Annotated in this window: 15 protein-coding genes; 7 read left to right on the top strand and 8 right to left on the bottom strand. The window is 42.1% G+C overall.

What is annotated here, in order from left to right; translation table 11 throughout:
• The first annotated feature begins 19 nt into the window (after positions 1-19).
• A complete protein-coding gene (locus V7K40_RS25005; RefSeq protein ID WP_334964507.1) occupies positions 20-748 on the top strand; it encodes a hypothetical protein in 729 nt (242 codons plus the stop codon).
• Between the two features lie 24 nt (positions 749-772).
• Here the strand turns inward: V7K40_RS25005 and V7K40_RS25000 are convergent, their stop codons facing one another.
• Positions 773-1,915, bottom strand: a complete 1,143-nt coding sequence (locus V7K40_RS25000; RefSeq protein ID WP_334964505.1) for a quinone-dependent dihydroorotate dehydrogenase — start codon at positions 1,913-1,915, stop codon at positions 773-775.
• 77 nt (positions 1,916-1,992) lie between these two features.
• On the bottom strand, positions 1,993-2,283 hold the full coding sequence (locus V7K40_RS24995; RefSeq protein WP_334964503.1) for a hypothetical protein: 291 nt from the start codon (positions 2,281-2,283) through the stop codon (positions 1,993-1,995).
• A 133-nt stretch (positions 2,284-2,416) separates the two neighbouring features.
• Between V7K40_RS24995 and V7K40_RS24990 the strand changes: the two genes are divergently transcribed.
• From V7K40_RS24990 to V7K40_RS24965, 6 genes are all read left to right on the top strand, one after another.
• Positions 2,417-5,335 (top strand): GAF domain-containing protein, encoded by a 2,919-nt coding sequence (locus V7K40_RS24990; RefSeq protein ID WP_334964501.1) that lies wholly within the window; start codon positions 2,417-2,419, stop codon positions 5,333-5,335.
• 1,205 nt (positions 5,336-6,540) lie between these two features.
• Positions 6,541-8,313: a vWA domain-containing protein gene (locus tag V7K40_RS24985; RefSeq protein ID WP_334964499.1), complete on the top strand. Its 1,773-nt coding sequence runs from the start codon at positions 6,541-6,543 to the stop codon at positions 8,311-8,313.
• A gap of 20 nt (positions 8,314-8,333) precedes the next feature.
• On the top strand, positions 8,334-11,081 hold the full coding sequence (locus V7K40_RS24980) for a tubulin-like doman-containing protein (RefSeq protein WP_334964497.1): 2,748 nt from the start codon (positions 8,334-8,336) through the stop codon (positions 11,079-11,081).
• Between the two features lie 30 nt (positions 11,082-11,111).
• Complete coding sequence (locus V7K40_RS24975) at positions 11,112-12,941, top strand: hypothetical protein (protein WP_334964495.1); 1,830 nt, start codon at positions 11,112-11,114, stop codon at positions 12,939-12,941.
• A gap of 576 nt (positions 12,942-13,517) precedes the next feature.
• A complete protein-coding gene (locus V7K40_RS24970) occupies positions 13,518-13,712 on the top strand; it encodes a DUF2256 domain-containing protein (RefSeq protein ID WP_273766071.1) in 195 nt (64 codons plus the stop codon).
• A complete protein-coding gene (locus V7K40_RS24965) occupies positions 13,712-14,665 on the top strand; it encodes an isoaspartyl peptidase/L-asparaginase (protein ID WP_334964493.1) in 954 nt (317 codons plus the stop codon). The genes V7K40_RS24970 and V7K40_RS24965 overlap by 1 nt, the downstream gene beginning before the upstream one ends.
• A 49-nt stretch (positions 14,666-14,714) precedes the next feature.
• On the opposite strand, the gene V7K40_RS24960 is transcribed toward V7K40_RS24965, so the two are convergent.
• The 6 genes from V7K40_RS24960 to V7K40_RS24935 form a co-directional block, all read right to left on the bottom strand.
• The gene (locus tag V7K40_RS24960) at positions 14,715-14,894 is read right to left on the bottom strand and encodes a hypothetical protein (RefSeq protein WP_334964491.1); all 180 of its coding nucleotides are present in this window, start codon (positions 14,892-14,894) and stop codon (positions 14,715-14,717) included.
• A 36-nt stretch (positions 14,895-14,930) separates the two neighbouring features.
• Positions 14,931-15,611, bottom strand: a complete 681-nt coding sequence (locus V7K40_RS24955) for a hypothetical protein (protein ID WP_334964489.1) — start codon at positions 15,609-15,611, stop codon at positions 14,931-14,933.
• Positions 15,612-15,893: 282 nt separating this feature from the next.
• Positions 15,894-16,013, bottom strand: coding sequence for a type II toxin-antitoxin system HicA family toxin (locus V7K40_RS24950; RefSeq protein ID WP_334964487.1), 120 nt, complete (start codon positions 16,011-16,013; stop codon positions 15,894-15,896).
• Between the two features lie 267 nt (positions 16,014-16,280).
• Complete coding sequence (glmU, locus tag V7K40_RS24945; protein WP_334964485.1) at positions 16,281-17,633, bottom strand: bifunctional UDP-N-acetylglucosamine diphosphorylase/glucosamine-1-phosphate N-acetyltransferase GlmU; 1,353 nt, start codon at positions 17,631-17,633, stop codon at positions 16,281-16,283.
• Between the two features lie 199 nt (positions 17,634-17,832).
• Positions 17,833-19,068 (bottom strand): two-component system response regulator, encoded by a 1,236-nt coding sequence (locus tag V7K40_RS24940; RefSeq protein WP_334964483.1) that lies wholly within the window; start codon positions 19,066-19,068, stop codon positions 17,833-17,835.
• Positions 19,069-19,643: 575 nt separating this feature from the next.
• A complete protein-coding gene (locus V7K40_RS24935; RefSeq protein ID WP_334964481.1) occupies positions 19,644-20,612 on the bottom strand; it encodes an MnmC family methyltransferase in 969 nt (322 codons plus the stop codon).

Below are 20,612 nucleotides of genomic sequence, written 5' to 3'. Positions count from 1 at the left end.
TCACTTGGCAAAAATCGGCATGAGTGAAAAACCCATAGAAGATAACGGCAAGGCTTTTCTCGTTCTACTTTTGCCCATCTCGTTTTTGATTATTTTCCTGGTTGCTACTTGGAGAATTTTACTGGCGGTAATTTTCCTGGTAATTGGCTTCAAGCTTTGGCAGGAATATCAATGGCAACAGTGGACTGTGCGAGTTAACCCAATTTTTCATCAATTGGTTCGCGAAAATCAGGGCAGACTTACGCCAATGGACTTGGCGATCAGGGGCAATTTTCCTGGAACAACGGCAAAACGCTACTTGGATAGTAAAGCCTCGGAATTTGGTGCCAGTATACTCAACTCTGAAGAAGCGGGGCAGTCTTATTACTTTATAACTGCCAGCATTCTTGGGAATATTCTTGATAGTAGTGAGCCTGTCAAAGAACTTCCTACTCAACCAGTTACTAAAACTGCGCGTTCGCTCCTAGCACCACTACCACCAATCCCACAGGAGGAAGAAGTAGAAACCGAATCACTCCCTCAGCCAAACCCTGAATCAGCTAAACGATCGCTGGAAAAACAGTTAGTTTTTGGCTCTCTGATCCAGTCTGAACTTGCCAAACGGCTAAATGTCTATTCCAGTACGGTTTATAAACGGCGAAATGATCCAGAGTTTCCAGAGTGGAGTCGCAGCAAAGACCCTGATGGTATTGCCTGGTCATACTCTGAAAAAACTAAGGAGTTTTTCCCACTGGAAGAAGAAGGATAACAATTCAAAATTTAAAAATATTAATTACTTTTGATTTTTGAATTCTAAACCCACAGCTTCGTTGATGGAATTTAATCCACTTTGTTCTAATAGGACAAGCAAACCTAAAAGAATCCGACGTACCATCAGTGGGCCTTCGTAAATCCAGCCTGTATAAACCTGGATCAAGCTAGCACCAGCAGTAATTTTTTCCCAAGCATCTTCCGGGGAAAAGATGCCACCAACGCCAATAATTGGGATTTGTCCTTGGGTTTGCTGCCAAATAAAACGAATTACCTCAGTGGAGCGATCGCGCAATGGTTCACCGCTAATTCCGCCAGCTTCTGACTGGGGTGATTTGCCAGTTTGGTCAATTATCTGGGTTTTCAGTCCATCACGGCGGATGGTGGTGTTAGTGGCGATAATTCCCGCCAGTTGGTAGGTTTTAGCCAAAGAAATAATGTCAGCGATCGCAACCCAATCCAAATCTGGCGCTATCTTGACAAAAATTGGTTTTTGTGTATTATTTTCTTGTTGCAATAATTCCAAGATGGTACTGAGCATAGAAGCATCTTGGAGCGATCGCAACCCTGGTGTATTCGGGGAAGAGACATTAACAACAAAATAGTCTCCTAAATCCTTGAGTAAGCGAAAACTATCGAGATAATCCTGTGCGGCGGCTTCCAGGGGAGTTACCTTAGATTTACCCAAATTGATCCCTATGGGTATTAACTGGACGTTATCCTGCTTTTCCTGTCCCAAACGTGCTGCCATTGCTGCTGCACCGCGATTATTAAAGCCCATGCGATTGAGAGCAGCTTTGTCCAACGGCAAGCGAAACAAACGGGGACGCGGATTTCCTGGCTGTGCGTGAAAAGTTACAGTTCCTAGTTCCGCAAAGCCAAAACCCAGGTTAGACCAAATGCCAGCAGCTACTCCATCCTTGTCGAAGCCAGCTGCTAATCCTACGGGATTTGGGAAGTTTAGCCCAAACAAATTTTGTTCTAGGCGTGAATCGTATAGACATAAGGACTGCTTTAGGCGTTGGTTTACCCAACCAGCTCTTTGGTGAACGCCTGTTTGGGATAGCCAATTGAAACTGCGAATCGTCTGCTGGTGTAACCACTCTGAATCGATTTTTACCAGATTGAACAAAAGCGGACGAATGGCAAGTTGATAAATATCCATTTCAATTCTTAATACTACTCGAATTCGGTAGACTGCCGCGCTTCCTCTTTAGCTTGTCGCAGTTGCTCTTTAACTTGTCAGAGTTCCTCTTTAGCTTGCCGAAGTTCTTCTCTAGCTTGGCGCACTTCTTCAGAAATCTGCCGCATTTCTTCAGCAGAATTTCTCATTTCTTCAGCAAGCTGTCGGCTTTGTTCTGCAGAATTTCTCATTTCTTCAGCGATCTGTCGCTGCTCTTCTTGTGAAAACCTGACATCTTCAGCAGACTCGCGCTGCTTTTCTTGTGAGAGCCTGCTTTCTTCAGCAGACTCTCGGTTTTCCTCTGAGACTTGTTTCTGCTCCTCTTGATCCTCGGACGAAGTTTCGCCCATTTCCCTAGCACTCCCTAATCTAACTTCAACGAACCTGTTACTTAGAACTTTCAGCAAACACCCGTGGCAATATTACTCAGGGTGCTTTTCTGGGCATCTTATATATTACAAGTTATGTAAACCAATAAATCAGATGGGGCAGCCGCAAAAACCTATAGCCGCCGAACAGCAAATCCTCTCCTTGGGACGCGTCCTCCAGAGCCTTAGGGAAGAAGAAAATGTTGACGTTCTGATTGAAACTACTATTTCTTATCTTAAGGAACAGTTTGACTACAGACTGATTTGGATTGCTCTTTACGATCGCCTGAATCACATTTTATTCGGGAAAGGGGGCATCACACCTGATCCTGACACGAGCTTTTTACGACAAAGGGTTGTTCTCAGTCCTGGGGATTTATTAGAGCAAGTGGTGATTGAACAGCATCCCTTGGGCATAGCCGATTTGCAAACTGAAATCCGCGCCGCAGATTGGCGAAAAGTTGCAGAAAAATTCCACATCCAGGGAACCATTATTTTACCTATTCGCCATAAAGACCGCTGCTTGGGTTTGCTGTTACTGGGTTCAGAACGCTGGGGCTACCTACTCACAGGGGAAGCAAAAGCACGTTTGATGATGGTTTTAGGTGAATTGGGGGCAGTGCTTTATCAAAATGAGATGGATTTGCAGTACAAGCAAACCAAGAGAACCGACGAGCCATTATTAGAATTGCTAGAAAATTTATGCACCTTAACTAACCTTAATCAAAAACTTGAAGCAGCGGTGCAAGCAACTCATAAATTTGTCTCCCCCAATCGGACAAATGTTTACTGGTTTGAGCGGGAAGGGCGCTACTTTTGGTGTCGGATGAGCAATCAGTTGGTCAAAATCGATCGCAATTCCAGCAATCAGCAAGCAGCAGGAATTACTGTACAGGAGTTGAGCGACTTTTATTATGCTTTGGCAGTTAACCAAATTGTCTCGATTGGTGATGCCCGTAGTTCCTTGAAAAGCCATTTTACGGCAAAATTGCTGCAACGCTTGAAGGTGCGATCGCTCTTGGCAGCTCCGATCATTTGGCAAAAGAACTTGCTCGGTTTTCTGGCGGTGGAAAGCAATGAACCTCGAATCTGGACGGAGACAGACAAAAATTTTGTCCAAGGTGTTGCTGGTTTAATCTCCCTGGTTGCACCCGCTGAAAGTATGGAAAGCACCGTTAAACAGATTCAAGAGGATGCTCAACTGACTAGCCAAGTTGCCCAAGGTATTTATAGTCAACATGACCTTCAGGAAACTTTACACAGCTGTGCTAAGAGAGTTTTAGCTCGATTAGCAGCCACGCGCTTTTTATTGTTGCAGTATGACCCTGAGCAGAATAATTATCAATTTATTTACCAAAGTCAGCCCTATAATCGCCGACCATTGACATTTACGCTTCATCCTCTCAAAGAATTAGATGGGCAGCTTTTGCAACGTTCAACTCAAGCGGTGGAAATTGAGAACTTAGATGAAGATTTACGCTTTTTTAACTGGCGTCCCCCTTTACTAGAAAATGGTGTGCGATCGCTACTTGTTTGTAAATGCACTCACGAGCATATACCAACAGCACTTTTGGTCATTACTCACGAAACCCATCGTTCTTGGACAACTTTGGAAAAGGAATTACTGTGGACCGTCAGTCAACAGATTGGTGTCATTCTTCGTCAGTGGCAATTACACAACCGCACCACTCAGCAGCAAAAAACTTCCCAGGCATTTGAGCAATGCCTACACATCCTGACACAATCCCAAAACAGCAAAATCGAGGTCAAAAAAAAGCATTTAGAACGGACAGCACTCGAACAAATAGCATCAATTTTGGGCTGTCCCCTAGCGGTACTGCTATCCTGGTCACCTGGTGAAAATTGGGCAAAAATTATCCCTGGAGTGATTGACAATAGTAGATTTGGGATTTTTTCTGATGCATCTATTCCTATCCAGGCTGAAGCCTTAATTCAGTGGGCCCTTGCTACGGAGAGTTACCTGATTTTGAAAGTAGATGATTTACCCCCAGAAACTCGAAAATGGTTGAATGCTCCAGACAAAGGTCAAATTTTGGTAATGGCATTACGTACCAATGCTGATTATGAAACCACAGCTGTAGTCTTGTTGGCAGACTATCAAGAGTGTCGCTGGTCAGAACAAAACCTCAGTGCGACAGTAACTCTGATTTCTCAATTAGCCTGGTGGCGTCGTGAAAAGCAAATTACCCAACTTTTAGAATCCACGACAGAGGAATTACGACAACTCAACTGGTACAAACATCGTCGCTCAGAGGAAATCCAAAGAATAACAGCGCACTCCCTTAGACAAATATATGATTTGGGCATTCCTGCTAATGAACTTACTCAGATGCGCTACCAGCTATTGCTGCGGCAGTTAGACCAGACAGCCACCTCCATGAGTGGAATGCTAAAACTTGAGCACTGGCAACTAAACATAAGTTGGGAAACTATACCCATAGCCAGTTTAATGAAGCGATCGCTCGAACGCATCGAAAATTTAGTCAAACAACAAAAGCTGTGGGTTGGTGTACATGGTTTGGGACAACAGATTGAGGAACAATCGCCAAAGAATCCTTCATTAACCAAAGGCGTTCCTACCTCAAACACTCAATCTTCAATGGCGATCGCTGGTGATATTGTCAAAATTGAATTAGTTATCCATGAATTATTGGTTACTGCCTGTAACCGTTCTCAAATCGGCGGCAGAATTGACATTTGGTGTCGCCGTTTAGATGCATCTAGAACCGTAGATGCAAATTATTCTTCTGCAAGTACAGTGGCTGATCATCAGACATCTCTAGAACTGTCGATTACATATAACGGTGCGATCGAACCAGAGCTACTAACAGAGCTACATAATACACCCAAAGATGTGCTTGCTGCCTCTAACCTTGACCAACCACCAGGTTTACATCTGCTAATCTGCCAAAATTTGATGCAGAAGTTGGGAGGACAGTTGAATTTCTATCAATTACCAGATAATCGAGTAGTTAGCCGCTTGCTGTTGCCGTTAGTTGGTCATGATTCTTAGTAACATTTTTCAAAACAAGTGTCTGAAAATGAGCTTGAGTTAAGCACTTCTTCCTTCTCTTCCTTTGCATCCTTCTCTACGAGGCGCTGCGCGTACCCCTACGGGGAAGCAAGCTACACGTAGTGTCTCGTAGAGAAGGCGGTAGCCTGTGGCAAGCCCTCCGAGTGACGCTCGTACCTTGCTCTAAGCCAACGCAAGAGCGTCTCTAAGAGTTGCCATGCCGTAGGCTTTACGCTGCGCTATCGCCTTTGGCGTCTCCCTTTAGGAGAAGACTGCGCTGCTTCACCGCTTTGCGTCTACGTTAAAAAAATTGACTTTGACAAAGAGTTTAGCCTTAACTTAAGCGGATTAACTTGTTAACTACAACCATTAACAATTTAGCTTTGTCACTGTCAAGGCTAATTAAACGGAAATATAAAATTATCTTGGCAATTATCTCAATTAATTTGTATATATTTACTGACTTCACCAAGAGGTCAGCTTTGAGTTTTTAATAACTTGAATATCCACAAAAAACGTGACATTCTTGTTTAAAATAGTTAACATGTAACTTGATAAAACACTGATCAGGATTATTACTTTTGAATGTAATATAAATTCACATTTTAAGTCATAAAAAATAATTAACCAGCCCAAAATCAGCAAAATTGTCTATAAAATCGGGCTATTAATGGGATTTACACAAGAATTAGCAATTTATCCTTAGGGTTGTACCAACAGTGAACCGTTGGGAAAATAAAGACAGTAATCTCTTAAGAATTGTTGTGCAGGAGATTGAAATTTTAGTAGAAAAACTTGGTAAAAAGGTCAAAATATATTGGTTAAATATCACCAAAATCTTTCGAATTTAGGATGATTAATTAAAAAAAATAAATTTTATATTGGATTTAAAATTTTACCTATTCAATTAAATCTTTATTTAAGTTTGGGAGATTAATAGCAGCTTAAATCTTTATGTTGAGAGAATAAGATGGAATCAGTGCATCAAATCATAGCTGTCGTTTTGTTAATTATAAGTCTGCTAAAAAGAGAATTAGATGGATGGTACAACAATATATTGGCAAGCAGAAAATTAAATTTAAACCATTCATCTATTGCTTTGAGAAAGACCAATATAAAATTTACCTGCCTGGAGAAATCTATCAATGAGTTTTAGAGACTTCAAGCATTGGTTGAGATTTAGTTCAATCCGAAGCATTATTGTTTTGGCTGTAATATCAATTCCTAACTTGTGTGGTGCATCTGTTCAGACTACTCCTAAAGGAGGAATTGACTGGATTTTAGTAGTAGATACTTCTGCTTCCATGCGTGGTGTAGGTGGAACGAAAAATATTTTTGAACCAGTAAAGAATTCTACTACTGAATTTGTTAATACGGCCAGCTTAGGTGATAGCGTTACTATCTATACTTTTGACAAAGATGTAACTTTAAATGCAGATGATATCAAGATTAGCAGTAATCTAGACAGAGGTAAACTCAAGCAAATAATTAGCTCACTTCAGGCTGAGGGTGTACGGACTCATACAGGTAAGGCTGTTCAAAAAGCGCTGGAACATTCTGCTCTGTTAAACAAACGTGCTGATGCTCTTGGTCGGACTGTCAGCATAGTATTTTTGACAGATGGATTAGAAGATGTGCGTGGTATTCCTAATCCTATTTCTATTCCTAGTAATACCCAATTTTTGAGTGAGCAACAATGCAAACCCTATATATTTTTTGTATCTTTAGGATTGAAAGAACACGAAAAGCAGCTGAATGACTTTGCTAGCAATCCAGCGCTTTGCGGGAAGGGACAGGTATTGCGAGATCCGGGAGGAGTTCAACTCAACAAGCTGGCTCAAAATATCCGACCAGTGCTGATTACACCTAAGCTTGATGTCAATTTACCTACGGCCAATTTGCAGCCAGTATTACCTGGAACAACTACTGAACCGCTCAATATTAATAGCATCAGTAATGTCAATGGTAAGGTAAGTTTGCAACTGGAAGACCCTCAGCAAAGTGGTATTCGCTTAATTCCACCCGATCGCACCATCGACTTAGTTGCGAATCAAGCAACTATTATTCCCGTGCGTTTACAGATACCAGCAGAAACAAAGGGGGGCGCTAGTAGCTTGCGCTTGGTGTTGATAAGTGCAGATCAAGCGATCGCACCGATTACAATTGACCTACCTTTAATCATTAAATCGAAATTAGAAATACAACCTACAAAGATAGATTTTGGCTCAACAGAGGTAGGCAAAATCACTCAAACCCGAACTTTGCTAGTTCGCACCAATATACCTGGAACAGCCAGCTTACAGCTACAAGGTAATTCCAAAGACGTTTCTATTGCAGAACCTTCAGCAACCATATCCTTCCAACCAGGAGAAACTAAAATTCCTGTGCAATTGCAGGTTACTGATAGCAATTTTGCAGGCAATCGCAACTTCACCTTAGTTCTGACTCCAGATAACTCAATTGTTAGTCCTGTCGCTACAGAAGCTCATCTGCTTATTTTGATGCCATTGGGACGAAAAATAGTCATTTGGTTGCTCTTAGGGCTGCTGATGTTATTAATTGCCCTGATAGTAGTTTGTTTGATTCAACGCAAAACCCCCTTGGAATTAGTCGAAGATTTCCGCACCCGCAACCGCTTAGAAGGAGCATTGGTAGTGCTAGAACCACTGCCACAATCATCACAAGACGAAGAGATTAGTCTCACTCACCTACAGAAGGGGAGAGTATGCCTGAGTGATTTGATACCAGCCATTGCTGCGACAAATTCTGATGCCGAGTTAGTCACAGTTTGGCGGGCAGGCAAAAAAAATATAGATTTGCGATGTTTGAAAGGTGTAATTTTTGTCAATACTAAAAAGATAAATACAGATGAACTCTACGACGAGGACATTATCGAAATTGACAACGTTAAGCTGCAATTTAACTGGATTGAACACCAAAGGCCCTCTGAGTCAAGCAGTGGGCAGACAAACTTTTGAATAATATTACAGGAAAGTGAATGTTAAGTCCCACGGTTGTGCGTCCCACGGTTGTATTTCGTCCTACCGTTGTTATCGGGTTAGGAGGAACGGGTTATGAAGTTGTACTTAAACTTAAAAAGCGATTCATAGATGTTTACGGCTCAGTACCAGAAGTTATTCGTTTTATTTCTATTGATACTACCGAAAATATCCAAGAACGAGAAAAATCACCTGATGGCACTAAGGTTTTCTTAGAACCTAATGAACTTTATGCAATCTCTGTCGCAAATCCACTACCGCTAACACGTAACGACCACATCGCGGAATGGTGGCCTAGGGACATTCCAGCAAACGCCCTGATCAATGGTGCAGGACAGATTCGGGCCCGGGGACGGCTGGCCTTATTTGCGAAAGTAAGCGATATTGACGCTTTAATTGCTCAAGCAATCAATGCTGTACGCGAAATTCGCACTAGTAAACAAACATTTACAGATAACTTTCAAGTTTCCAGTCGCGATGGTGTCGAAGTTTTTATTGTTGGCAGTTTGGCAGGTGGGACCGGTAGTGGCACATTCTTAGATACGGCTTTTTTAACACGGCAACATCTGAATAATTTTTCTAATATTACTGGGGTATTTGTTTTACCCAGAGTGTTTGCCAATATTCCCCAAACTCACTTGGTGAAGTCTAATGCTTATGGCGCTCTCAAGGAAATAGAAAACTTCTGGGGATTGTCACCATCTAATAGCATTGAGATTGATTATGGTATCAGAAAAATCAAAGCCGATCGCCCTCCCTTTGATGCTGTATTTTTAATTGACGGGGTTAACAAAAATGGAACTGTAGTCGGTCGTCCAGACGATTTGCAAAATTTAGTTGCAGATGGTTTGTACATCCAGATTGGTTCTCAAATTGGTCTAGACGCCGCTAACGTTGCTGATAACATTCGCGCTTATCTGGCAAATGGTGAAAAAGTTCGAGGGCGCAATATAAATTACTGTAGTTTTGGCTTTGCCACCTTGACTCTGCCAGTACAGCAATACGAGCGGATGAAATTAGAGGATGCTCAAAGTTTGCTGAAGAATGAGTTAATGGCATCTACCTCAGCAATCGATTTAGAAAGCGACATCGCCCGGTTTTTAGAAGATTGCAAGTTAGCAGAAGCAACTACTGTCCTGAATGCCTTGACTGAAAGCGATCGCGGCGGACAAATGAAACCCGAATTTAGAATTGGCGAAATCCGTCACGATCGCACTGCTTTACCGACGATCAAAGAACTCTACAAACGACAGCTAGATCAATTTGAACAACGGACGGCTCAAGAATTGGGATTGAATTTTCATCGCTTACAACAGACTACAACTGCTGCGATCGCAACTTTCTGGGAACGTAGTCTGAATCGTCCCAATGGACTAGCTTATATTTTGGAATTTTTGAGTAGCCTTTCCCAAAAATTAGACGAATTACAGCAAAGCGTGCAGCGCAAATCACAAGAGGCACAATCCAGTTTCAATGCTTTGAAATTAGAACCACAAGAAGAAAAAATTAAAGAAGCCGCAGAAGCTTGGTTCTCAAATAAAAACAATATTCAAGCAGCTTGCCAGAGATACAAAGAAAGGGCTGACCAAAAGTGGAAGACTTATTTACATTGGAAACGTTGTGATAAAGCGGCTGAACTCTATGGTGTACTACGGGCTAAGATAGAGCAAATCCAAGAAAAGTGTCAGCGTCTACATAGCAACTTAGATAAAGTTTCTCGAGATTTAGAACAGAGTTATCACGAGGTTAACCGTCAAGGAAGTAACGATAATCCCTTTATTCATACCATTGGGCGCATCAATCTGCAATCAAAACGCCCCAAAGTTACTGGCGAAGATTTTATCCGTTGGTATCGAGAACAGTCTCAAACTTTAACGAATTGGTCTGAGAAAAAAGCTGAAGATGTCAAGAACGAAATTCTGAAATTTGTCGATGAAGCTTACTATCCGCTCACCAGTATGACTGTTGAGCAGGTTTTAGCAGATAGTAATCCTGAAGATGCAGGGCAAGATTTGCAACAACTTGGCAAACTTGCAGTTTTTCTTTGGCAGTATGAAGAAACGGAAATTCCCGTTCAACAGCAGCACGTAATCACAGAATTTTATTACTACGGAGTAGAGAGCAACAACACAATTTTTAGCGATCCGCCTCTTTCTAGTCGTTTGCCTAAAGGAAATAATAATCCTTCTTTCGTACCAACAGGCGAACCCCATAAGGTGATGCTGTTTCGAGTCGAAATTGGTGTTCCCTTATTTGCCTTCAACGGAATGAGGGATATGGAGTCAGCTTACCTAGATCCGAATAAAGTCTTTAAGCACCTGCATCGCAATTGGACAAACTTAGCTAATTTAATTCCTCCAGAAGACGACGGTGGGGCGTTGCGTTGGTTTGCTTTAGCCCTAGCACCCGATCCATATAAATTGGTTGTCAATGAGGGTAGGAAATATTTCGTTTCTACACAACAAGCGAAAAAATTAGAGGGCGGGGTTTTGCCTTTGGGAAGCGATCGCAAGTCAGCATTTAAAACTTTCAAAAGTAACTTGCCTCTAGTCAAGGAAATTGCTGACAAAGTTGAGCGTATTACCCACGAAGACCAAGACAAAGCCAAATTTACTTTGCAAAACTACATCAATCATCTCAATCAGGTTTTAAAGGGAGGCAAGGTTGATCCCCAGATTCAAGAACAGGTAGAAATGGAAATCCAGGAAATTGAAGCTTACCTGGAAGATTTAGAGGTGATTATTTAGCCCCATAGTTTGCACTCTGAGAGTGTTCCCATGCCAAAACCAACTATTTTACTTGCACTCGATCCTCACAGTGCCGCCTTTTGTGCAGCCATTAAACGGCAACTGCAAGAATTTCCCGTCGCCGAAAGCTGTTTAATTCAAACTTATACCTTAACTTGGGATGGTCAAGCTTTTGGGTTTAGTGGCGAGTTAGATCGGTTTGCTGACACAAGTTTTGATCTCGCTCAAACTCATAGTAAACAAGCTTATGTCTCCAAAATTCGTACCCAGTTGAGCGAAGCGACTGGTGAGATCCAAACTGCACTGATTGAATTATTGAAAACGGCTAGTCAATCAAAAGAAGCGATCGCAGCGAAACGCCAAGGAGTAGAAATTAGCAGCAGCCATCAAGTATATCTCATGCTGTCAGTCAGCAATCAATTTGCTAAGGGAGTAGTTTTTGACATAGTACGCTTGATTCGTTGGTTATTTTCTAACTACTTTGTCGATATTCCTTACAGCTTAGAAGCTTTGTTGTTACTGCCAGGGTTATTTTCCCAAGCCAAAACTGCTGATTACGGTGCTGCTTACGCCTTCCTGAAAGAGTTAGATCACAAAATGACCAGTGGAGTTGTGATTAAAGCTGCTCAAAAAGTACCTCCTTTTGATAACTGCTGGCTGATGGACGGGCGAATTGGCGGACTGAGGGATAATTTACCTAGTTATGCTGATGCTTTGGCAGGTTTTCTCACCGTGGAACCGGAAACCAATGGCTTATTGATTGGCGTACAAAAAGTACGAGGGAAAATACCCGCTTATAGTTCATTTGGTTATGGAGAATTGTTTTTTGCTGGAGAAACAACTATTAATCGTTTGAGTGCTGCCTTAGCTGCCGATATTATCATGGAGCAGTTTTTACCGAAGGCAGAATTTACTCCAGAGGCAATTCGCAAATGCCTGTTAGATGCCAAAGGATTTATACTCAGCGAAGATTTCAGTAATGCTTTTCTCGGATTAGAACGAGACAACGGTAAACCGGTTTGGCAAGATTTTAATCCGCGCCTTGAGATGCATGCTGGCCAGGCGAAGGAATATGGGATGGAATTGCAGCGTGCTTATCGGCAATTTGAAAATAAAGAGCTACTTTCCTATAAGCGCACGCTGGAAAATTGTTGCAAACAATTACAGGCAACACTAACCGCCTTCTTAGACCGCACCATTAATCGCTATGCTGATGCTACACCTAGAGGCTTGCATGAAGCAGCTAGGCTATTAAACATATTGACCTTTTTGTATTTGGAACTGCAAACGGATGCTATTGGCGATCAATCCCAGAATCTGGTTACAGAACTGCGTGCGGCTGAAGCATTTCTCGACTCAAGATTGCAGGTAACAATTGATAAAGAAGCTACTCAAAAGCTACTCAACCAAATTGTGTCCTTAAAATTGCGGCAGCAACAATTACAAGATGCTTTAGCTGAAAGAAAGTCTGAAGAACAACTGCAAGAGCTACAAACAACTCAGAAACAGTTAGAAACGGCAATCGCTGAGTATCGCCAAGCGTTAAATGCAGAAATCGAACAAGCTCGACAAATTCGCTTTATGGCGATCGCTCTTGGGCTACTATCCCAGCATTCTCAAAGTGATTATCAATTCAACGGTCGGTCACTTGGTAAAGACCGAGAACAAATTGCCTTAGCTTTTGCAACTGAGTTCACCTTTCAGGAACTTTATGGAGACTTAGAAGAACGTATCGAAACATTTGAACGTGATTTTATTTACCATAAATTACAGGAATTAGGAACATCAGCTTTATATTTAAATCATTACGAAGGTAAGCTTTTAGATCATCTACTCTCAGAGTATAACCCTCTGAATTAGGCATTGTCCGCACGTATGGTTTTGCCGTTTTAGGGCAATAGATGTGAATATATTCGTATAACTCAATACAGTTCAGTTAAACATTTATTCTTTCTCTTTGCGTCCAACTCTTGGAGACGCTACGCGTAGCTTGCTTCTTTGTAGGAGTATGCGTCCAACTCTTGGAGAGGCTGCGCCAACGGAACGCTACGCGAACGCGCAGCGTCTCCAAGAGTTGGAAAGGCGGTTCGTTAAAAAATATCCCAAGCAGTGAGCTTAGTTTTTCTTTAACCAGAGTGATGGAAGAGCGCTACAATCTCACTTCTTAATGTTTTCTTATATGTATTGAAGCAGGCAGGAGGCAGGAGCCATTGACAGAGCGCTTCAGTGTTTCTCTTTTTCTTTGACAATGCTACGAAAACTCTCTCTGGAAAACTGCCCATAGTTTTCTATTGCCAGACAAGTAGCTAAAAAATAACTCTAAAGATAGATTGACAACACATTTGTTCGCCGAAAGTATCCTCCCTTCTTAGCAAACTGGTTATAATTATTTTCCATCTCACTCAGAAATTAAATTCTCATCTACACAGTATTTATATGGGACGTGTTCGTTCTAAATCTGACCTACCGACAAAAATCTGTCCGGTATGTCAACGTCCTTTCACATGGCGTAAAAAGTGGCAAGATTGCTGGGACGATGTGAAATACTGCTCAGAACGTTGTCGTCGTCGCCGTTCTCAAGCTCAAAATGAAACTAACCGCAACACAGACGCAAATAGCGCAAGGGATTAATGGAGTTACAGGTGCAACCTAAATTAATTATTCATGGCGGGGCTGGTAGTTCTCTCCACGGTAAAGAAGGATTGGAGGCGGTGCGCCGATCGCTCCATACAGTAATAGAAGAAGTCTATTCTCTGCTATTATGCGGAGCAACTGCCTCTGAGGCGGTAGTGCAGGGTTGCCAAATGCTCGAAGACAACCCCCGCTTTAATGCTGGTACTGGTTCAGTTCTGCAATCTGATGGGCAAATCCGCATGAGTGCTTCGCTGATGGATGGGGCATCAGGGCGATTTAGTGGTGTGATTAATATCTCGCGGGTGAAAAATCCGATTGAGTTGGCACAATTTTTACAAAACTCCCCAGACCGAGTGCTATCAGATTTCGGCTCGGCTGAGTTAGCGCGGGAAATGCAACTTCCCAGCTATAACGCTTTAACTGATTTGCGGTTACAAGAGTGGATACAAGAGCGCCAGGATAATTTTAAAAGCACAATGGCTAACGTGGTAGCAGAACCGGAAATCTTACAAACCAGCAATGCTGGACGCGGTACCATTGGCGTGGTAGCTTTAGATGCTTATGGTAGACTAGCTGCTGGCACTTCTACAGGTGGTAAAGGCTTTGAGCGGATTGGAAGGGTAAGTGATTCTGCGATGCCAGCAGGAAATTATGCTACTAATAATGCTGGTGTTAGCTGTACTGGGATTGGCGAAGATATCATTGATGAGTGTTTAGCCCCACGGATTGTAGTGCGTGTCACTGATGGTATGTCCCTGAAGGAGGCCATGCAGCGATCCTTTGGGGAAGCCCACCAGAACAAGCGGGATTTGGGAGCGATCGCTTTAGATGTCAGTGGAGCGATCGCTTGGGGGAAAACCTGCGAAATCTTACTCGCCGCCTACCACGACGGCGAAAAAATTGGTGACACTTTGGAATGGACTGGCGACGAACTGATCGGCTATTGCTGAATCAGTTCTAGCGCTTCGGCTAAAGTTTCTTGCTAGTCAACCATTGCGGTCAATTCTTGGGCTTCATAACGTCCTTTCCTGCGGAACGCTGCGCTCTTCCAAAGCTTCTAGCGCCGCTCTTTTCAGTGCCTACTTGATATCCTTGTTCCAGAATATCGATTAATTCTGTCTGATTCAAGTAAAAGCCACCAGATTTGCGGCGCTTGTTTATTTTGTTGATTTCACGCACTGTATTTTCTATTGATATTTATAGTTTTAATATAATTTAATAAATTAAAACTTTTTTAATAATACTAGTACTAAATTTTGCATTTAACATGATAGTTAGTATTACTAAAAAATTATCAAAGTTATTTTTAAAGGTAATATTTAAATTAGCATTATTATCTTGATAGTTTATTTCTCCAATGTAATCAATTATATCGAAAGGTTTAACCCAGTTCAACCAATCTGTTATAATATTTTCATATTTATCCTTAGTCTTTAGAGTTGTTTTTCTTAGTTGAGTTGTTAATATAATTTGATGAGATTTATTATCACAAGAAAAATTTATAAGCCTATGGCATAATGCTGCTGGTTTTCTAAGATCGTAATGCTTTAATTCGTGATTTCTTTCCACTCGATACCAAATTATATGACTACCACCAATAAGATACCCGTAACGGTCGCGCTTAGATTGATCGTGAAGCGGTTGTAACAAGCTTTTTTCTTCATTCACTACCTGGCGAACTTTTTCATGTATTTCAGGATTTCTATATCTATGTTGTTGATATCTAATTTCTGGGTCAGGATGAAAAATAATCTCATAAATTGGGTCATAAAACTCATACAACACATAATCATAAGGAGCTTCTAATAAATATTGGATTTTAGGATGTTGAGATAATAACGCAAAATCTGTAAGATAGATTTTTTGAACGATAGTGATTGGATGAAAATTTGCCATATATAGCAATCCGATTTGATTGCGTGAAAAAATATAAGTATATGTAGGGTGTGTTACGGCTTCCGTAACGCACCATTCATAAGGATTTGGTGCGTTACGCTGTCGCTAACACAACGCCAGTGACGCTCCTGCGTCGCTTTACGCGTCGCTAACGCTCAAGTCGGGAAACCCGCCCACACGACTGGCTCCCCTACGTATCTTTTCAAAAATCAAATATGAGTCCTATAGTAGTAAGTACGCGTATACGGTTTCTTTGGTGGAAACTATTCCTATCTTTTCAATTCAACCTTCTGTCCGCTGCTGCATGATAATATGGCTACCGCGCTGGCGTACTTGCACAAAGCCATGCATCTCTAAAATTTGACACACTTCCCCACCCGAAAGAACGCGCAGCTTACCCAACACTTACCTCTAAGCGCGTAATAAAGACTTCTGTAATTAGCCGATCTTGGACTTCAGAGGGGTCAACTGTCTCAAAAAATAATTCCAATGCCTCAACCAAATTATTGCGTGCTTCTTCGATAGTGTCACCTTGGCTAGCAATATCTAATTCTGGACAAAGCGATACATAGCCGTTTTTCTCACACTCAATAATCGCCGTAAATTATTTTGCTTTCCTCATATTTTACCTTTAGTTGAATCAGCTAATCTGATGATTTAATTATCGCTTTATTGGCTTTTCTTGCGCCAAGCTGGTTTTACCACCTGACGACTACGGGCAATCACCAGAGAATCATCAGGCACATCTTCTGTGACTGTAGAACCAGCTGCGACATAGACATCATCTCCCAAGGTGAGTGGAGCCACTAAAACGCTATTAGCACCAGTTTTTGTGCGATCGCCTATTTTGGTACGGTGTTTCTTTACGCCATCATAATTGGCAGTAATTGTACCAGCACCAATATTCACCTGATTGCCGACAACGCTATCACCTATATACGACAAATGTGCTGCATTCGTGCGATCGCCTAATTGCGTATTTTTCAATTCCACAAAATTCCCCACTCGGCAACCAGCACCCACTTGTACCTGACTACGCAAATGGGCATAGGGACCAATTCGGCTTCCTGCCTGCACAGTGCTATCTGTTACTACTGAATACTGCACCGTGACATTTTCAGCCAAGTGACTATTTTCAATTAAACTTCCCGGTCCAATGTGACTTCCTGTTTGAATCACCGTATTTCCCCGCAGGTGAGTTTGGGGTTCAATAATTACATCTGCCTGTAATTCTACTGTTTCATCAATGGTGATGCTTGTGGGGTCGATGAGGGTGACACCAGCCAGCATCCATTTTTCCTTGACTCGTTTTTGCAAAATTTCAGATGCTATTGCCAGTTGCAGGCGATCATTAATGCCAAGAATTTCTTGGTAATCTTCCGCATCCACTGCCATCACTTGTCCGACCTGAGTCACAGCATCAGTGAGATAGTATTCTTTTTGGGCATTGTTTGTCTGTAGATGGGGCAGCACCTTTGCCAAATCTTGCCAGCCGAAGCAGTAAACTCCAGCGTTAATCCGCTGATTTTGTCTTTGAGCAGCAGTACAATCCTTGTGTTCGACCATTTGCTGCACAATATTTTCATCGTTACAAAAAACTCGCCCGTAGCCCGTGGGGTCGGGTAGGTACGAGGTGAGAATAGTGGCGGCGTTTTGATTTCGGGTGTGAGTTTGTAACATCTGCTTGAGGGTTTCGCTGCGTATCAACGGTAAATCGCCGTTAAGTATGAGCAAATCCCCAGTGTAGTCTTTTAAGTGAGGAAGTAATTGCTGGATGGCATGACCTGTTCCCAGTTGCACAGTCTGTTCGACAAACTCCAAGCTCTTAATTGAATGCATGGCGGCTTGCACTTCCTCGGACTGATACCCCACAATCACGATTCGCCGTGAGGGCGAAAGTGGTTCTACACTTTCGAGAACTCTCTCAACTAGCGATCGCCCACCCAAAGAATGTAAAACCTTGGGTAAGCGTGATTTCATCCGTGTGCCGCGTCCCGCCGCTAGAATTGCTACAACTACCATAATTAGCTATCAGCTATCAGTGAAATTATGATTAATCCTGTTGGTACTTTAAGATTTAGCCTCAAATCATACCAGCAAATCATAGAAGAGTGAAATATGAAAGGAGTCAGGAGAACTACTTTTGTAAAAGGCGGAGATTATAATACCAATTCGCGCTCATTACAGCAGCTACAAATCATTATCCCTTACTCCCTACTCCCTACTCTTTTTCATGACGAGAGCTAATAAACTCGGCAAACTGCTGCATTAGTTTGGGATTACGCCAACCGGAATCAGCTTCTTCTTGCATCACTAAAAGTGCTTCTGCTGAAGTAAAAGCTCTTTTGTAAGGTCGTTCGCTGGTCAAAGCATCATAAATATCAATTAACTGAAATACTTGCGCCAGGTAGGGAATATCATCCCCCTTGAGTCCATCAGAGTAGCCTGAGCCATCCCAGCGTTCATGGTGATGACGAATAATCGGAATTACACCCCGCATACTGCGTAGTGGCTGGCAGATTTTTTCCCCAATCAAAACGTGCTGCTGCATGATCTGCCAATCTTCGGGGGTGAGTTTGCCTTTTTTCAGCAGAACTGCATCGGGAATACCCACCTTGCCGATATCGTGGAGATAACCAGCCCACATCAAATCTCGAATTTGGTAGCGTGAGAGATTGAGGTATTCACCAAAAACTTGTCCCAATTTCACCAAGCGTTCACAATGGTCGCCCGTATTAGGATCGCGACTTTCAATCGACATGGCAATGGAAAATAGTACTTGTTCAGCATGGTCTAAATCTTCGTTCAGACGCTTCTGCCGCACCAAAGACTTTACACGCGCCGCTAGTTCCACACGATCAAAGGGTTTGGTGAGAAAATCATCTGCCCCAACTTCAATTCCCCGAATGCGCGATCGCCTGTCATTTAACGCTGTAATAAAAATCACTGGAATTAGCCTGGTCTGCTCATCCTGTTTGAGCAATTGGCACACTTCAAATCCATCCATTCCTGGCATCATCACATCCAGCAAAATCAAATCTGGTTGTTTTTGAGTTACCAATCCTACAACAATGTAACCACTGTCTGCCTCAATTACTTCGTATCCTTCCATCCCCAAAAGGGCAACAGCAGTCATCCGACTGGCGGCATGATCATCAACGACTAAAACCTTCGGCGGATCTAAATCAAACCCATTCACTTTAGAACCTTTGGCTTGTAGGGTTCTAGAGACCAATGAATCATCACCACAATTAACATCACCTTTTATCCAAGAATACACCGCTTCGCTATCTTCAAACATAAGGTCTTTTTTAGATAAGCCTAAATAATAAGCCTCCACATTATTTGGCGATTCTACGGCATGATTTGAACCGATACTCTTCACTCTGCTAACGGGGTTTGATCCACTAACAATTTGTTCTGTAAAGCCTGTATGGTTGGGTTTCCATTGAATCACAAAGGCACTCCAGTTTTTTGCACAAGTTAACAGTGTCTACATTTCAAAAACAAATTTAATATTCAACTGTATCTGAGCCAGAGGTTCCATAGAGATTATGGATTATATCAAGCTGCCTATCTGAGTTTTTCGCAGTATGTATCTTTTATGTTACGAACAAGGGGTATCTTGTTGTCAAATTTTTTGTTTTGCTTTTAATTCCAGTATTATAAATTCGCACAAATCTTAAATCAGGCTTTTTACGGAGATTTTTTAACATGGTAACGCCAGAAAGCACTGTAATTGCTTGTTTTATATTAAAATATCAGGTTTTGAGTTGGAAGCCTTTATGGTAACATTAAGTATATATGTTTTTAGTTACTCAGTTCTAGCAACACTCAAATACTCTTAAGCAAGATGTAAAATTAGATACTATCACAAATTTAATTTATTTGGCTCGTAAAAACTCGTTGTGTGAGTAATCTGGAAAGGAAATCAGAATTATTGGAAAATATGGATGATTTGTCTAGAATTAAGGACTGAGGATGAGGTCTGTAGTTGCCGCAGCTACGCCCGTCGTAGATATCGCTCCCTAACTAGAAACTAGGCCCCATAAAATCCCTGCTTTGTGTTCCCAATAGCCACCTTTTTCGCCAACGGGAGGTAGGTTCGAGTGAAGAGGCTTGTTGCTCTTGTTGTCGCCGTCTCACTATGACTTCGGTTGGATCGCTCAATTGAGGATCGCGATAAGCAATGGCAGCACGGGTTAGCAAGTGTTCTTTTTCAGCTTGGGACAGGGTAGTAAGTGCTGTTAGCGGATAGCTATGGTTTAGCTCGTGCTGAGTGCTAACTACTGAGTGATCTTTAGACTCAGCACTCCCCGAATGAGGTGCCACAGTACCAGGCGATCGCCTTCCCACGGGTGGGGTAGAACCTACCACCAAGCCAGCAGATAAAAGTGCTGTGCGTACAGCAGCAGAACAAGAATAGGTGGCTAATAAACCATCTGGATGTAAACACAATGATAGCTGTTTAATAAATTCAACAGTCCATAATTGAGGACACTGTGGTGGTGAAAAAGGATCAAGGAAAATTGCATCTGCCCAGAAACCCGACTGACGTACTAGCGTTATCGTAGTTCTAGCATCGCCAATTAGTAGCTTCGCTTTCAGGCAAGGTGTTTGCACTTGATGCTCAAAAGCTAGCTCTTTCAAAATTTCAATATAGTTACAGTTCCAATTGTCGAACAAGTGATGAGCGATCGCAGCTTGTGGCACTGCTGGATTCAGTTCTAAGCCGATTACTTCAACACAACAACTGGGATTCACTGCCCAAATTGTCTGCAAAGCAGCAGCTGTGTTATATCCTAGACCATAACAAACATCCAACAGCCGCAAGACTGGTTTTTGAGCGGCTGTAGCCAGTTGAGTCGGTTCAACAAACTTGAAAAAACTCTCCTGCCTAGCTCCATAATGGCTGTGAAAGGATTCACCAAACTCTTGAGAGACAAAGGTGAAGGAACCATCTGCTGTTAACTTGGGTGTAAAATTCTCTAAGTCTGACAT

Origin of the sequence: Nostoc sp., from assembly GCF_036917195.1 — a bacterium.
Lineage (GTDB): Bacteria > Cyanobacteriota > Cyanobacteriia > Cyanobacteriales > Nostocaceae > Nostoc.
This window is presented reverse-complemented; position numbering and strand designations above follow the sequence as displayed.